General features: G+C 73.5%; 10 protein-coding genes. 7 read left to right on the forward strand and 3 right to left on the reverse strand.

Going from position 1 to position 15,141, the window contains the following annotated elements:
• On the forward strand, nucleotides 1–696 hold a 696-nt coding region (locus ACFV46_RS06225; protein ID WP_385497176.1), incomplete at its 5' end, for a CAP domain-containing protein.
• A gap of 39 nt (nucleotides 697–735) precedes the next feature.
• On the opposite strand, the gene ACFV46_RS06230 is transcribed toward ACFV46_RS06225, so the two are convergent.
• Together ACFV46_RS06230 and ACFV46_RS06235 are read right to left on the reverse strand one after the other, a co-directional pair.
• Entirely contained in the window at nucleotides 736–3,186 is a 2,451-nt protein-coding gene (locus ACFV46_RS06230) for a SpoIIE family protein phosphatase (protein ID WP_361928958.1), read from the reverse strand.
• 175 nt (nucleotides 3,187–3,361) lie between these two features.
• A complete protein-coding gene (locus ACFV46_RS06235) occupies nucleotides 3,362–5,434 on the reverse strand; it encodes a SpoIIE family protein phosphatase (protein ID WP_385497177.1) in 2,073 nt (690 codons plus the stop codon).
• Nucleotides 5,435–5,653: 219 nt separating this feature from the next.
• On the opposite strand from ACFV46_RS06235, the gene ACFV46_RS06240 reads away from it, so the two are divergent.
• Nucleotides 5,654–9,028 (forward strand): pyruvate carboxylase, encoded by a 3,375-nt coding sequence (locus ACFV46_RS06240; RefSeq protein WP_385497178.1) that lies wholly within the window; start codon nucleotides 5,654–5,656, stop codon nucleotides 9,026–9,028.
• An 85-nt stretch (nucleotides 9,029–9,113) separates the two neighbouring features.
• On the opposite strand, the gene ACFV46_RS06245 is transcribed toward ACFV46_RS06240, so the two are convergent.
• Nucleotides 9,114–9,374 carry an EF-hand domain-containing protein gene (locus tag ACFV46_RS06245; protein WP_361928950.1) on the reverse strand — a complete coding sequence of 87 codons (261 nt, stop codon included), beginning with the start codon at nucleotides 9,372–9,374 and terminating at the stop codon, nucleotides 9,114–9,116.
• A 225-nt stretch (nucleotides 9,375–9,599) separates the two neighbouring features.
• On the opposite strand from ACFV46_RS06245, the gene ACFV46_RS06250 reads away from it, so the two are divergent.
• From ACFV46_RS06250 to ACFV46_RS06270, 5 genes are read left to right on the forward strand one after another with little or no spacing between them, the layout of a single operon-like run.
• Nucleotides 9,600–11,039: a hypothetical protein gene (locus ACFV46_RS06250; protein WP_385497179.1), complete on the forward strand. Its 1,440-nt coding sequence runs from the start codon at nucleotides 9,600–9,602 to the stop codon at nucleotides 11,037–11,039.
• Between the two features lies 1 nt (nucleotide 11,040).
• Nucleotides 11,041–12,129, forward strand: a complete 1,089-nt coding sequence (locus ACFV46_RS06255; RefSeq protein ID WP_361928945.1) for a hydrogenase expression protein HypE — start codon at nucleotides 11,041–11,043, stop codon at nucleotides 12,127–12,129.
• Nucleotides 12,130–12,189: 60 nt separating this feature from the next.
• Nucleotides 12,190–13,983, forward strand: coding sequence for a nickel-dependent hydrogenase large subunit (locus tag ACFV46_RS06260; RefSeq protein WP_376725962.1), 1,794 nt, complete (start codon nucleotides 12,190–12,192; stop codon nucleotides 13,981–13,983).
• Complete coding sequence (locus ACFV46_RS06265) at nucleotides 13,976–14,539, forward strand: NifU family protein (RefSeq protein WP_385497180.1); 564 nt, start codon at nucleotides 13,976–13,978, stop codon at nucleotides 14,537–14,539. The genes ACFV46_RS06260 and ACFV46_RS06265 overlap by 8 nt, the downstream gene beginning before the upstream one ends.
• Nucleotides 14,536–15,132 (forward strand): DUF5947 family protein, encoded by a 597-nt coding sequence (locus ACFV46_RS06270; RefSeq protein WP_385497181.1) that lies wholly within the window; start codon nucleotides 14,536–14,538, stop codon nucleotides 15,130–15,132. Before ACFV46_RS06265 ends, ACFV46_RS06270 begins: the two co-directional genes overlap by 4 nt.
• Nucleotides 15,133–15,141 lie beyond the last annotated feature (9 nt).

Raw genomic sequence — 15,141 nt, forward strand, 5'->3', positions numbered from 1 at the left:
GTGGCGGCCTGCGTGGCGGGCGGCGGCCTCTGGTACTTCGACTCCGTCCCCGGCACCGGACGCGAGGAACCGTCCGCCGCGCGCGGAGCCGGCGCCGCCGTGCCGGACGAACTCGTCGAGCCCAGCCCGGTCAGCACCTCGGCGTCGCCGCCGGCGTCGGCCGCGACGTCCCCGTCGGCGTCCGCCGAGCCCTCGAAGAAGGCCACCCCCTCCCCGTCCGCGAAGAAGACGGAGAAGGCCACGCCGACCACCCAGGCCCCCACCCGCGCGTCCCGCAAGGCGGCCGCGGCCCCCCAGGCGCAGCAGACCCCCTCCGGCACCGTCGCCCAGGTCGTCGCCCTGGTGAACAAGGAGCGCGCCACCGCCGGATGCGGCCCCCTCGCCGAGGACTCCCTGCTCGACACGTCGGCGCGGAAGCACTCCGAGGACATGGCCGCCCGTGACTTCTTCGACCACACCAACCCCGACGGCGCCGACCCCGGGCAGCGCATCACGGCCGCCGGCTACCGCTGGTCCACGTACGGCGAGAACATCGCGATGGGGCAGCAGACCCCCGAGGCCGTGATGGAGTCCTGGATGAACAGCCCCGGCCACCGCGCCAACATCCTCAACTGCTCGTTCAAGGACATCGGCGTCGGTGTCCACGAGGGCCCCGGCGGCCCGTGGTGGACCCAGAACTTCGGCGCCAAGCTCTGACGGCGCGCCCGGCCGCCGCAGGAAGGCCGCCGGCGCGGGTCACAGGCCCAGCGCGTCGCCGTTCGTGGTGAGGGGCTGCTCGGTCCAGATCGTCTTGCGGTTGGGGCCGTACCGGGTGCCCCACCGCTCCGCCAGCTGGGCCACCAGGAACAGACCGCGTCCGCCCTCGTCGGTGCTGCTGGCCTGGCGCAGATGCGGCGAGGTGCTGCTGGAGTCGGAGACCTCGCAGATCAGATGCCCGTCCCGGATCAGCCGCAGTTGCACGGGCCCGCCGGCGTACCGGTAGGCGTTGGTGACCAGTTCGCTCACGATGAGTTCGGTGGTGAAGGCCAGCTCCTCGTCGAGACCCCACTCGGACAGCTGATCCCGCACCAGGGCCCGGGCGTCCCCGGCGGCCGTCGGCTCGGCCGGCAGCTCCCAGGTGGCCACGTTTCCCGCGGGCAGGACGCGGGTGCGGCCCAGCAGCAGGGTGACGTCGTCCTCGGGCCGGCCGGGCAGCATGGCGTCCTCCACCGCCTTGCAGGTGTGCTCCAGCGACGGGGACGCGCCGGCCAGCGTGCTCCGCAGCAGGGCCAGTCCCTCGTCGATGTCGCGGTCGCCGGCCGTCAGCAGGCCGTCGCTGCACAGGGCGATCAGACTGCCCTCCGCCAGCTCGCACTCGGCGCTCTCGAACGGCAGCCCGCCCAGGCCCAGCGGAGGTCCGGCGGGCACGTCGACATCCAGTACCCCCCCGTCCGGGTCCAGCAGAATCGGCGGCGGATGCCCGGCGCGGGCCATCGCGCAGTGCCGGGAGACGGGGTCGTAGATGGCGTACAGGCAGGTGGCGCCCACGAGCTGGGGGGCGTGGGCGTCGGCCTGCCGCTGCTCGGTGGCGAGATGGTCCACCAGGTCGTCCAGCCGGGACAGCACCTCGTCGGGCGCCAGATCGAGATGGGCCAGGGTGTGCACGGCGGCCCGCAGCCGCCCCATCGTGGCGGAGGCGTGCATGCCGTGCCCGACCACGTCGCCGACCACCAGGGCGACGCGCAGCCCCGACAGCGGGATGACGTCGAACCAGTCGCCGCCCACCCCGGTGGAGGCCCGCGCCGGCAGATAGCGGTGCGCGGTCTCGACGGCCGGCTGCTCCGGCATCTCACCGGGCAGCAGACTGCGCTGCAGGGCCTCGGCGGCCTGGTGCTGCTGGGTGTAGCGGCGGGCGTTGTCGATGCAGACGGCGGCCCGGGCGGCGAACTCCTCGGCGAGGGTCAGGTCGTCCGCCTCGAAGGGCTCCGGCCGCTGCGAGCGCCACAGGGAGACCACGCCGAGCACCACACCGCGGGCGGCGAGCGGGACCACGATCAGCGAGTGGACACCGGCCTCCAGTGCCTGCCGGGCCCGATCCGGTTCGGCGGTGATCCAGCCCGAGCCCGACTCCAGGGCGGGCAGCAGCACGGGCCGCCGCTCGGCCAGGCAGCGGTGCGGAGCGGTGTCCGCGGGGAAGAAGAACTGGTGGCCCTCGGGGTACATCAGCCGCAGCCCCTCGCGCCGGATCGCGCGGGCCGCCATCCGGCGCAGCGGGCCCATGCTGTCCGCCTCCGGCTCCTCGCCGCGCGTCACCGGTTCCAGCAGATCCACCGAGAGGGCGTCGGCGAGCTCCGGCACGGCCGCCTCCGCGAGCTCGCGGGCGGTCCGGGCCACGTCCAGGGTGCTGCCGATGCGGGTGCCGGCCTGGTTCAGCAGAGCGAGCCTCCGGCGGGCCCGGTGCCGGTCGGTGACGTCCTCGACGATCTCGGTCACGCCCAGCACCCGGCCGCTCGGGTCCTCCATCCGGAAGGCGGAGACGGAGATCACGATCTCCTTGTGCGGGTCGGCGAGCAGCCGGCACCGGTGCTCCGCGAAGATCAGCGGCCGGCCGGTGTCCAGGACGGTCTGGAGCTTGCCCTCCACCCAGTCCGCGACCGGGCCGAGCAGGAACTCGCCGGCGCGCCGCCCCCGGTAGGCGTCGGCCGGCAGTCCGCCGAACCGGGCGATCGCCTGGTTCACCCGCAGCACCCGCAGGTCCGGTCCGAGCACCACCACCCCGATCGGGGAGCGCAGGAAGAAGCCGTCCAGCACGGCGCGGTCGATCTCCCACTGCGTGATCTCCTGGGCGAGCGAGCCGACCAGCAGCCACTCGTCCCCGCCGCCCAGCCGCTGCACCCGCCGCGCCCGGAACCCCACGTGCAGCCGGCGCCCGGAGCGGTGCAGCACCGGCAGCAGCCCGAACCAGCCGTGCTCCCGCAGACAGGAGCGGGCGGCCTGAGCGACGACACCCTCGTCACCGGCGTCGACCAGGAACTCGTGCACGGGCCGGCCCAGCGCCTCGTCCGCCCGGTACCCGAGCAGCTCGGTCGCCTTCTCGCTCCAGGCGACCACCCGCCCACGCCGGTCCAGCACGGCCGCCGCGGACCGGAGCACCGAGAACGGGTCCTCCGGACTCTCATTGAGCGACGTAGGGGATGTGTCGTGCATCGCCCACCCATCTCGCGCCGTACGCGGGACCCCGGGGGCCCGGCGCACGGGCGCTGCTGCCGTTCCGTATGCCTGGCCTTGCAGCGTTCCCTCTCAGTATCAGCCGAGTGTCCACCCCGTGCTTGATCACGACCGCCGGGGTGCCTCGGTCGGGTGACGGCCCGTCCGTGCCGTCTCACCTGGGCAGGGCCCGTGCGAGGAGCACGGCCACGTCGTCGTCGGCCGTGCCGGGCACGAGGTCCGCCAGGAGGTCGTCGCAGATCCGCTCCAGCGGCTGGCCGGGGTCGCGGACCGCGCGCGCCAGCCGGCGCATGCCCTGTTCCAGGTCGGTGCCCCGGGTCTCGATCAGCCCGTCGGTGTACGCCAGCAGGAGGCCGCGCGGCTCCAGACGCAGATGCTGCACCCGCCAGTCCTGCCGGCCCACACCCAGCGGCGGGCCCGCCGGGCCGTCCAGGAAGGCGACCGTGCCCCGGTCGGCGACCAGAGGGGGCGGATGGCCCGCGCTGGCGACCAGGCAGTGCCCGGAGACCGGATCGTGCACGGCGTACAGACAGGTGGCCATCTCGTTCTCCCCGAGGTCGGCCACGACGGCGTCCAGGTACCGCAGCACCTGGTCGGGGGTGGTGTCGCGGCGCGCCAGGGTCCGTACGGCGGTGCGCAGCTGGCCCATGACGGCCGCCGCGTGGATGCCGTGCCCCATCACGTCCCCGATCACCAGGGCGGTCCGCCCGCCCGGCAGGGCGATCGCGTCGAACCAGTCCCCGCCGACCTCGTGCTCGCCGGCCGGCAGATAGCGCCCCGTGAGCTCCAGGCCGCGCACGTCCGGCAGGCAGGGGTCCATGAGGCTGCGCTGCAGGGTGAGCGCGGCGTCCCGCTCCCGGCTGTACATACGGGCGTTGTCGATGTTCAGCGCCGCCCGCGCGACCAGCTCGTCGATCAGCAGCGTGTCCTGGTCGTCGAACGGCTCGCGGTCCCTCGTCCGTGACACCACCACCGCGCCGAGCACCGTCCCCCGCGCCACCAGGGGCACCAGCCGCGCCGAGCCGACCCGCGCGTACAGGTAGGCGCGCAGCGGTTCCGCCTCGGGGGCGGGGATCAGCTGCCGGATGTCGGCGAGGTACAGGTTCATCGCCCGGCCGTCCTCGATGACCCGCTCGTACACCGATCCGCGCGGGACCTGCTGGGTCATGCCGACCGCGAGCTGGTCCGCCGGTGCCCGCGGGTCGGTGAAGGAAGCGGCCACCCGGCGGACCACGCCGTGCGCGGACGCGGCGGTCTCGTCCGGCGCCACCGCCTCCTCCAGCAGCTGGACGTCCGCGGAGTCGGCCAGCCGGGGCACCAGCACCCGGACGACCTCCTCGGCCGTCTGCCGCAGATCCAGGGTCGAGCCCATCTGCGCGCCCGCCTCCGCGAGCAGCGCCAGGCGGCGCCGGGCCCGCTCGGCCTCCAGATGGGCGCGCTGTTCGCGGGTCACGTCGATCAGCGAGGCGATCACCCCGACGCGCCGGCCGGCCGGGCCGAGCAGCGGCGCGTAGGAGCACGACCAGGTGCGCCGCCGTGCCGGGTCCGCGCCGGACGAGGTGTGCCGGTGGTCCACCACGGCCTCGCCCCGCTCCAGGACCCCCCGCATCACCGTCTCCAGGGCGGCCGCGCCGGGCGCGACGTCCGTGACGCCGCGGCCGACGTGGTCGGCGGCCGGGACGCCGTCCATCCGGGCCATCGCCTCGTTGACCCGCAGGAACCGCAGATCGGGGCCGAGCATGGCGAGCCCGACGGGGGACTGCTCGAACAGACCCTCCAGCGCCGCCAGCGCGTCGCGCATCCCCTCCACGGCGGAGGTGTCCGCCGCGATGGCCAGCACGCCGGTGCGGCCCCGGGCGTCCGGGATCGGGCAGTGCCACAACTCCATGTCGACGAGGCCGCCGTCGCGATGGCGGACGGGCAGCCGCGCCACCACCGCCGCGCCGGTCCGCGCCGAGCCGGCCAGCCGGTCCGCGAGCCGGTGCTTCTCCTCGGGGACGAGCGCCAGCTTGGCGTCCCGCCCCAGCATCTGCTCCGGGGTGTGCCCCAGCAGGTCCTGCGCGGTCGGCGACCACTGCACCAGAATCCCGTCGCCGTCGGCCACCCACAGGGCCAGCGGCAGCAGATCCCCGAAGACACCCGCGTGGCCCGCCGCGGACGTGGGCGGGCCCGTCGGGTCGCCGATCGCGTCGTGCGTCGGCACACCGTGGTCAATCGCGCCGGCCATGAGGCACCTCGCTCACACCTCCCGCGACGACGGAAGGCTCAGGAACAGCGTAGGCCCGTCGGGTCGCTCGCGTACGGGCGGTCGCTCGCGTACGGGCGTGCGCACCGGCCGGGCGCCGGGCCGGGCGCCGGGCCGGCCCGTCAGTGGCCCGGCTCACATAGCGTGGAAACGATCGCCCCGACACCATGGGTGCTCAGTCTCCGGCCGAAGGGATCAAGAATGTTCCGCAAGGTGCTGGTCGCCAACCGCGGGGAGATCGCGATTCGCGCGTTCCGCGCGGGCTACGAGCTGGGCGCGCGCACCGTCGCCGTCTTCCCGCACGAGGACCGCAACTCCCTGCACCGGCTGAAGGCAGACGAGGCGTACGAGATAGGGCAGCCCGGGCACCCGGTGCGCGCCTACCTCTCCGTCGAGGAGATCGTCCGCGCCGCCCGCCGCGCCGGAGCGGACGCCGTCTACCCCGGCTACGGCTTCCTGTCCGAGAACCCCGACCTGGCGCGGGCCTGCGAGGAGGCCGGCATCACCTTCGTCGGCCCCAGCGCGGACATCCTGGAGCTGACCGGCAACAAGGCCCGCGCGGTCGCCGCCGCCCGGGAGGCCGGCGTCCCCGTGCTCGGCTCGTCGGCGCCCTCCACCGACGTCGACGAACTCGTCCGCGCCGCCGACGGCATCGGCTTCCCGATCTTCGTCAAGGCCGTCGCCGGCGGCGGCGGGCGCGGCATGCGCCGCGTCGAGGAGCCCGCCCAACTGCGCGAGGCCATCGAGGCGGCGTCCCGCGAGGCGGCGTCGGCGTTCGGCGACTCCACCGTCTTCCTGGAGAAGGCCGTCGTCGAGCCCCGCCACATCGAGGTGCAGATCCTCGCCGACGGCCAGGGCGACGTGATCCACCTGTACGAGCGGGACTGCTCCGTGCAGCGCCGCCACCAGAAGGTCATCGAGCTGGCCCCCGCGCCCAACCTCGACCCGGAGCTGCGCGACCGCATCTGCGCCGACGCCGTCCGCTTCGCCCGGCAGATCGGCTACCGCAACGCGGGCACCGTGGAGTTCCTGCTCGACCGGGACGGCAACCACGTCTTCATCGAGATGAACCCGCGCATCCAGGTCGAGCACACCGTGACCGAGGAGGTCACCGACGTCGACCTGGTGCAGGCGCAGCTGCGGATCGCCGCCGGCGAGACCCTGGCCGACCTCGGCCTCGCCCAGGAGACGGTCACCCTGCGCGGCGCCGCCCTCCAGTGCCGCATCACCACCGAGGACCCCGCCAACGGCTTCCGCCCGGACACCGGCCGCATCAGCGCCTACCGCTCACCGGGCGGCTCCGGCATCCGGCTCGACGGCGGAACCACCCACGCCGGTACGGAGATCAGCGCCCACTTCGACTCCATGCTGGTCAAACTGACCTGCCGGGGCCGGGACTTCCCCACCGCCGTGGGCCGCGCCCGGCGTGCCGTGGCCGAGTTCCGCATCCGCGGCGTCGCCACCAACATCCCCTTCCTGCAGGCGGTCCTCGACGACCCCGACTTCCAGGCCGGCCGGGTCACCACGTCGTTCATCGAGCAGCGCCCGCACCTGCTCACCGCCCGCCACTCCGCCGACCGCGGCACGAAGCTGCTCACCTACCTCGCCGACGTCACCGTCAACAAGCCGCACGGCGAACGCCCCGACCTCCTCGACCCGCTGACCAAGGTGCCCCCGCTCCCGGCCGGCGACCCGGCCCCGGGCTCACGGCAGAAGCTCGCCGAACTCGGCCCCGAGGGCTTCGCGCACTGGCTGCGGTCCTCGCCGACCATCGGCATCACCGACACCACGTTCCGCGACGCCCACCAGTCGCTGCTCGCCACCCGGGTGCGCACCAAGGACATGCTCGCCGTGGCCCCGGTGGTGGCCCGCACCCTCCCCCAGCTGCTGTCCCTGGAGTGCTGGGGCGGCGCGACGTACGACGTGGCCCTGCGCTTCCTCGCCGAGGACCCGTGGGAGCGGCTGGCGGCCCTGCGGGAGGCAGTGCCGAACATCTGCCTGCAGATGCTGCTGCGCGGCCGCAACACCGTCGGCTACACGCCGTACCCCACCGAGGTGACCGACGCGTTCGTGCAGGAGGCGGCGGCCACCGGCATCGACATCTTCCGCATCTTCGACGCCCTCAACGACGTCTCCCAGATGCGCCCCGCCATCGAGGCCGTACGCGAGACCGGGACGGCCGTCGCCGAGGTGGCGCTGTGCTACACCTCCGACCTGTCCGACCCGTCGGAGCGCCTGTACACCCTGGACTACTACCTGCGCCTCGCCGAGCAGATCGTCGAGGCGGGCGCGCACGTCCTCGCCGTCAAGGACATGGCGGGGCTGCTGCGGGCGCCGGCCGCGGCGAGGCTGGTGTCGGCGCTGCGCCGGGAGTTCGAGCTGCCGGTGCACCTGCACACCCACGACACCGCGGGCGGCCAGCTCGCCACCTACCTCGCCGCGATCCAGGCGGGCGCCGACGCGGTCGACGGAGCCGTGGCGTCCATGGCCGGCACCACCTCCCAGCCGTCGCTGTCGGCGATCGTCGCCGCCACCGACCACTCCGAGCGGCCCACCGGCCTCGACCTCCAGGCGGTCGGCGACCTGGAGCCGTACTGGGAGAGCGTCCGCAAGGTCTACGCCCCCTTCGAGGCGGGCCTCGCCTCGCCGACCGGCCGGGTCTACCACCACGAGATCCCCGGCGGGCAGCTCTCCAACCTGCGCACCCAGGCCGTCGCCCTCGGCCTCGGCGACCGCTTCGAGGAGATCGAGGCGATGTACGCCGCCGCGGACCGGATGCTCGGCCGGCTCGTCAAGGTCACCCCCTCCTCGAAGGTCGTCGGTGACCTCGCGCTGCACCTGGTGGGCGCCGGCGTCTCCCCGGCCGACTTCGAGGCGTCGCCGGACCGCTTCGACATCCCCGACTCCGTCATCGGCTTCCTGCGCGGGGAGCTGGGCACCCCGCCCGGCGGCTGGCCCGAGCCGTTCCGCACCAAGGCGCTCCAGGGCCGCGCCGAGGCCAAGCCGGTCCCGGAGCTCGGCGCCGACGACCGCGAGGGCCTGGCCAAGGACCGGCGCGCCACGTTGAACCGGCTGCTGTTCCCCGGCCCGACGCGCGAGTTCGAGACGCATCGCGACTCCTACGGCGACACCAGCGTCCTGGACAGCAAGGACTTCTTCTACGGGCTGCGCCCGGGCAAGGAGTACGCCGTCGACCTGGAGCGCGGGGTGCGGCTGCTCATCGAGCTGCAGGCCGTCGGCGACGCCGACGAGCGCGGTATGCGCACCGTGATGTCCACCCTGAACGGCCAGCTGCGGCCCATCCAGGTCCGGGACCGTGCCGCGGCCACGGACGTCCCGGTGACGGAGAAGGCCGACCGGTCGAACCCCGGCCATGTCGCGGCACCGTTCGCGGGTGTCGTCACCCTCACGGTCGGCGAGGGCGACGCGGTGGAGGCCGGCGCCACGGTCGCCACCATCGAGGCCATGAAGATGGAGGCGTCCATCACCGCCGGGAAGTCCGGCCGGGTGTCCCGGCTCGCCATCGGGCGGATCCAGCAGGTGGAGGGCGGCGACCTGCTCGTGGAAATCGCCTGAGCCGACCCGCCGACCGGCGGTACCGCCGTACCGCCGTACGGCCGAGCGCCCCGCGCCGGGAGTCATCCCGCGCGGGGCGCCGCCGTCACTGGTCCCGCCAGCCGAACCGGCGGTCGACCACCGTCGCGAACTCCTCCAGCGTCACCACCTCGTCGCCGTTCAGGTCGGCGGCGTCGAACAGCGCGGACGAGTCGTTCTCGTCCCCCAGACCCCAGGGCGGCAGATCCCCCGAGGCGGCCAGCGAAGGTCCCTTGGACCGCAGCGCGACGATGACCTCCGCGCGGGTCAGCGTCCCGCTGTCGTCGAGGTCGAGGGCTTCGAACAGCCGTCGTGCCTTGTCGCTCATGATGCGCGTCCTCCTGTCGCGGGGAGCCGGACGGTCCCTCGCCCGTACGAAGACGTGTTCCCCCGCCCGCCGGTTGCTCCCCCCGTCCGCGGGCCGCGGACGGCGACGCCCGGCCCCCTCCGTCACCCGAATGCCGCTCCCGGAGTGGGCCGGAGGGGCGAGGCCGGGTGCCCGGTGCTTCCGTGGTGGAAGGCATCCGCGTGCACCCGCACCCGAGGAGGCAGGATGGCGGACGGACCGGCCGCGAGCGCCGGCACGGCGACAGCGCCGCACGAGGACTTCGAGCGGATCGGCGCCGTCGCCGACGCCGTCCTCTACGAGGGCTATCTGCTCTACCCGTACCGCCGCTCCTCCGCGAAGAACCGGGTCCGCTGGCAGTTCGGCGTGCTCTTCCCCCGCGACCGGGTGGAGGCCGACGGCCCCGTCACCCCGACCGTGTCCGGCTCCGCCGACTCCTGGTACCAGCGCACCGAGTGCCTGCTGCGCACCCCGCGCCCCGACGCCTCGGTGCACGTCCGGCTGCGCTTCCTTCAGCTGCAGCGCAAACAGGTCCAGGAGACCGGCCCGGACGGCGGACACCGGGACGTGCCCTCCCTGCGCACCGGCGACGGCACCGTGCATCTGACGTTCGACGAGGCAGTGCCCCGTGAGGCCGCGCTCACCCTGAACCTCGACGAGCGGGCCGTCCAGGGCACCACGATCCCCGTGGGCGCCCCCGGCGGCACGGACACCGAACCGCTGCCCGGGGACGCCGGGCGCGTGCTGCGCGTCCGTGAGGAGCTGCGCGGCAGCCTCACCGTCACCGCCGAGCGGATCGCCCCCGACCTGGTCCGACTCCAGGTGCGCACCACCCACACCGGACTCGCCCCCGGCCCGCGGATCGCGCGCGACGAGGCCCTGCGCGGCGCGTTCATCGCGACCCACACGCTGATCGGCGGCGACGGCGTCGAGTTCGTCTCCCTGATCGACCCGCCCACCGCCCTTCGGGACCAGGCCCGCGCCTGCCGCAACGACTTCACTTTCCCGGTCCTGGGCGGCGACCCCGGCACCGCCCGCGTCGTGCTGTCCGCGCCGATCATCCTCCCCGACCACCCGCAGGTGGCGCCGGAGAGCCCGGGTGACCTGCACGACGCGGCCGAGATCGACGAGATCCTCACCCTGCGCACCATGCTGCTGACGGACGAGGAGAAGCGCGAGGCCCGCGCCACCGACCCCCGGGCCGCCGCCATCCTCGACCGGGTCGACACCATGCCGCCGGAGGTCTTCGCCCGGCTGCACGGGGCCGTCCGCTCCCTCACCCCGGCCCGCCCGGCCGCCCCGCCCGGCGAACGTCCGGCGTGGTGGCAGGAGGGCGGCGACGACGGCGTGTCCCCGGCCACCGACACCGTGTCCGTCGACGGTGTGCCCCTCGGCGGTGGCAGCCGGGTGCGCTTGCGCCCCCGGGGACGCGGCGCGGACGCGCAGGACATGTTCCTGGCCGGGCGGACCGCCGAGGTGGCCGCCGTCTTCCACGACGTGGACGGCAGCGTGCACCTCGCCGTCACCCTCGACGACGATCCCGCATCCGAACTGCACACCTGGTACGGCCGCTTCCACTACTTCCGGCCCGACGAACTCGAGCCGCTGGAGCCCGCACCGTCCGACACCCCCGCGGCGGAGGCATGACATGACGACGCACAGCAGCACCACCGAGGTCGCGGGCGAACCCGCGCGCGGCGAGGACCGGCAGGGCTTCGACGAGATCACCATCCTGTGGATCTCCGAGGGCATGAGCTGCGACGGCGACACGGTCTCCCTGACCGCCGCCGACCAGCCGTCCATCGAGGACCTGGTGCTCGGCCTGATCCCCGGGCTGCCGAAGGTCAACCTGGTCAACAAGGTGCTCTCGCCGAGCCTGGGCGGCGAGGACTTCCTCGCCCCCTACCGGGCGGCGGCGCGCGGCGACCTGGCCCCGTTCATCCTCGTCATCGAGGGGTCGATCCCCAACCAGAACATCATCGAGGGCGACGGCTACTGGACGTCGTTCGGCAACGACCCGGAGACCGGCGAGCCGCAGACCCTGAACTCGTGGATCGACCAGCTCGCGCCCAAGGCGTGGGCGGTGGTCGCCGCCGGCACCTGCGCCACCTTCGGCGGCATCCACGCCATGGCCGGCAACCCGACCGGCTCCATGGGCCTCGCCGACTACCTGGGCTGGGACTACCGCTCGCAGGGCGGCCTGCCCGTGGTGAACGTCCCCGGCTGCCCCATCCAGCCGGAGAACTTCATGGAGACCCTGGTCTGGGTCCTGTACCACGCGGCCGGTTCGGCGCCCCCGCCGCCGCTGGACCACATGCTGCGCCCGCAGTGGCTGTTCGGGAAGACCGTCCACGAGGGCTGCGACCGCGGCTCGTACTACGAGCAGGCGAGCTTCGCGAAGGACTACAACTCGCCCAAGTGCCTGGTGAAGACGGGCTGCTGGGGCCCGGTCGTCAACTGCAACGTGCCCAAGCGGGGCTGGATGGCCGGCATCGGCGGCTGCCCCAACGTCGGCGGCATCTGCATCGGCTGCACGATGCCCGGCTTCCCCGACGCCTTCATGCCGTTCATGGACGAGCCGCCCGGCGGCACCCTGTCGTCGCTCGCCATCAAGCCGTACGGCGCCGTCATCCGCCGCCTGCGCGGGGTGACCAACGAACTCGTCAACCACGAGCCGAAGTGGCGGCACAACAAGCGCAAGCTGACCAGCGGCTACGACCCGCACTACCGGCCCTGACACCACGTCACCCCACCCACCGACCCACCACGACACCGACAGCGAGGGGCAGTACCGCAGATGACGACCACCGAGGCCCGCGCGACGGAGCGCAAGCCGCCACAGATCGTGGACATGTCCTGGGACCCGATCACCCGCATCATCGGGAACCTGGGCATCTACACGAAGATCGACTTCGCCAACCGGGAAGTCGTCGAATGCCACAGCACCTCGTCGCTGTTCCGCGGCTACTCGGTGTTCATGAAGGGCAAGGACCCCCGGGACGCCGGCTTCATCACGTCCCGCATCTGCGGCATCTGCGGCGACAACCACACGACGTGCTCCGACTACGCCCAGCAGATGGCCTACGGCGTCAAGCCGCCGATGCTCGCCGAGCACATCGTCAACCTCGGCGAAGCGGCCGAGTACATGTTCGACCACACGATCTTCCAGGACAACCTGGTCTTCGTGGACTTCTGCGAGGCGATGGTCAAGGCCACCAACCCCGGGGTCCTGGCCCGCGCCGAACGCACCGCGGCGCCCCGCGGCGACATCCACGGGTACCGAACGATCGCCGACATCATGCGGGCCTTCAACCCCTTCGAGGGCGAGATCTACAAGGAGGCCCTGAAGGTCAGCCGCGTCACCCGCGAGATGTTCTGCCTGATGGAGGGCCGGCACGTCCACCCCTCCACGCTGTACCCGGGCGGCGTCGGCACGATGCCCCAGCCCACCGCGTTCACCGACTACCTCAGCCGGCTCATGCGGATCATCGACTTCGTCAAGAAGGCCGTCGCCCTCAACGACGACGTCTTCGACTTCTTCTACGAGGCGCTGCCCGGCTACGAGGAGGTCGGCCGCCGCCGTGTCCTGCTCGGCTGCTGGGGCGCCTTCCAGGACCCCAAGGTCGTCGACTACCGCTACGAGACGATGAACACCTGGGGCAAGGCCATGTACGTCACCCCCGGCATCGTCGTCGACGGCGAACTCGTCACCAACAACCTCGTCGACATCAACCTCGGCCTGCGCATCATGCTCGGCAGCTCCTTCTACGAGGACTGGGTCAACGAGGACCCCTTCGTCACCCGCGACCCGCTCGGCAACCCCGTCGACATGCGCCACCCCTGGAACCAGACGACCGTCCCGGTCCCGCAGAAGCGCGACTTCGACGGCAACTACAGCTGGGTGATGAGCCCCCGCTGGCTCGACCCGCGCACCGGCGACCACCTCGCCCTGGACACCGGCGGCGGCCCGCTGGCCCGCCTGTGGTCCACCGCGCTCAGCGGCATCGTCGACACCCCCTACGTCAAGGCCACCGGCGACAGCGTCCGCATCTCCCTGCCCAAGGGCGAGAGCCTGCCGGAGACCACGCTGGAGTGGCGCATCCCCAAGTGGAGCAACACCATCGAACGGGACCGCGCCCGGCCCTACTTCGTCGCCTACGCGGCCGCCATGTCGCTGCAGTTCCTCGAGGAGGCCATGGGCCTCGTCCGCTCCGGCGACACCAAGGTGTTCGAGAACTACGAGGTGCCCGACGAGGCGATCGGCTGCGGCTTCCACGAGGCGGTGCGCGGCGTCCTCTCCCACCACCTGGTGATCAAGGACAAGAAGATCGCCAACTACCACCCGTACCCGCCCACCCCGTGGAACGCCAGCCCCCGCGACATGTACGGCACACCCGGCCCGTACGAGGACGCCGTCCAGGGGCAGCCGATCTTCGAGGAGAACGGCCCCGACGACTTCAAGGGCGTCGACATCATGCGCACCGTCCGCAGCTTCGACCCCTGTCTGCCGTGCGGCGTCCACATGTACGTCGGCAAGGGCAAGACGCTGACCACCCTGCACTCCCCGACCTACGGGGCGAGCCATGGATGAGCCCGGCGCGGCCCGGCTGGCCGACCCGGACGTCGAGGCCCGGCTCGCCCGGCTCGACGAACTCCTGGAGGGCCTGGAGTCCACACCCGGCCCCGTCACCCGCCCCGCCACCGAGGCGGTGGGCCTGCTCACCGAGGTCTACGGCGAGGCGCTGGCCCGCGTCCTCGACCTCGCCGGCACCGCCCTCGCCGCACGCCTCGCCGACGACGAACTGCTCGGCCATCTGCTGGTGCTGCACGACATCCATCCCGAACCCGCCGAGCGCCGGGCGGCCCGCGCCGTCGAGCGGCTGCGCCCCGCCGTCCGCGAACGCGGCGGCGACGTCGAGTGGGCCGGCGTGGAGGGCGGTGTCGCGCGGGTGCGGCTGACGGCGGGCGGCGGCTGCGGCGCGGGCTGCGGCAGTGGCGGGGCCGACGTCACCGGCGCCGTACGGGCCGCCGTGCTCGCCGCGGCCCCCGAGCTGACGGACGTCGAACCGGTGCCGGACCCCGCCGCACGCCGGTCCGCGCCGGCCTTCGTACCGCTGGCCACCCTGACCCACCGGAGCGCGCCGTGACCACCGGCGGCGCCCTGGCCCGGCTCATCCGCTCCACGGCCGCCCGCGCGGCGACGGCGGACGCGGAGGTGTGCGAGCTGTGCGCGGCGCCGGTCCCCGAGGACCACCCCCATCTGCACGACGCCGAGGAGGAGCGGGTGCGCTGCGTCTGCGGCCCCTGCTCGGTGCTGTTCGACCGGGGCGGCGCCGGCGAGGGCCGGTACCGGCTGGTCCCGCGCCGCCGGGTCCGGCTGCCCGAGGTCGCCACGGACGTCCTCGGCGTCCCCGTCGGGCTGGTCTTCTTCGTGCCCCGCGCCGACGGCACGGTCACCGCCGAGGGACCGAGCCCGGCCGGGGCCATGCGGTGGGAGGTGGACGCGGCGGCCTGGCGGCGCCTCACACAGACGTGTCCGCCGCTCGCCAGCGTGGAACCCGAGGTGGAGGCACTGCTGGTGAACACCGTGCACGGCGCCGGCCACCACTGGATCGTGCCGGTCGACGACTGCTACCGCATGGTCGCCGTCGTCCGCCGGCACTGGCACGGGCTGTCCGGCGGCGGCGCGGTCTGGCCGGCCGTCGAACAGTTCTTCGCCGGCCTCACCGAGAGGTCCTGAGCGCGCCCC

Origin of the sequence: Streptomyces sp. NPDC059852, assembly GCF_042731455.1 — a bacterium.
In the GTDB taxonomy this organism is placed as follows: domain Bacteria; phylum Actinomycetota; class Actinomycetes; order Streptomycetales; family Streptomycetaceae; genus Streptomyces.

What these genes read in the sequence shown, in the direction of transcription:
- ACFV46_RS06245 (WP_361928950.1), bottom strand. Translation starts at nt 9,374, where the DNA reads ATGAGCGACAAGGCACGACGGCTGTTCGAAGCCCTCGACCTCGACGAC.
- ACFV46_RS06260 (WP_376725962.1), top strand. Translation starts at nt 12,190, where the DNA reads ATGACGACCACCGAGGCCCGCGCGACGGAGCGCAAGCCGCCACAGATC.
- ACFV46_RS06235 (WP_385497177.1), bottom strand. Translation starts at nt 5,434, where the DNA reads ATGGCCGGCGCGATTGACCACGGTGTGCCGACGCACGACGCGATCGGC.
- ACFV46_RS06250 (WP_385497179.1), top strand. Translation starts at nt 9,600, where the DNA reads ATGGCGGACGGACCGGCCGCGAGCGCCGGCACGGCGACAGCGCCGCAC.
- ACFV46_RS06255 (WP_361928945.1), top strand. Translation starts at nt 11,041, where the DNA reads ATGACGACGCACAGCAGCACCACCGAGGTCGCGGGCGAACCCGCGCGC.
- ACFV46_RS06240 (WP_385497178.1), top strand. Translation starts at nt 5,654, where the DNA reads ATGTTCCGCAAGGTGCTGGTCGCCAACCGCGGGGAGATCGCGATTCGC.
- ACFV46_RS06230 (WP_361928958.1), bottom strand. Translation starts at nt 3,186, where the DNA reads ATGCACGACACATCCCCTACGTCGCTCAATGAGAGTCCGGAGGACCCG.
- ACFV46_RS06265 (WP_385497180.1), top strand. Translation starts at nt 13,976, where the DNA reads ATGGATGAGCCCGGCGCGGCCCGGCTGGCCGACCCGGACGTCGAGGCC.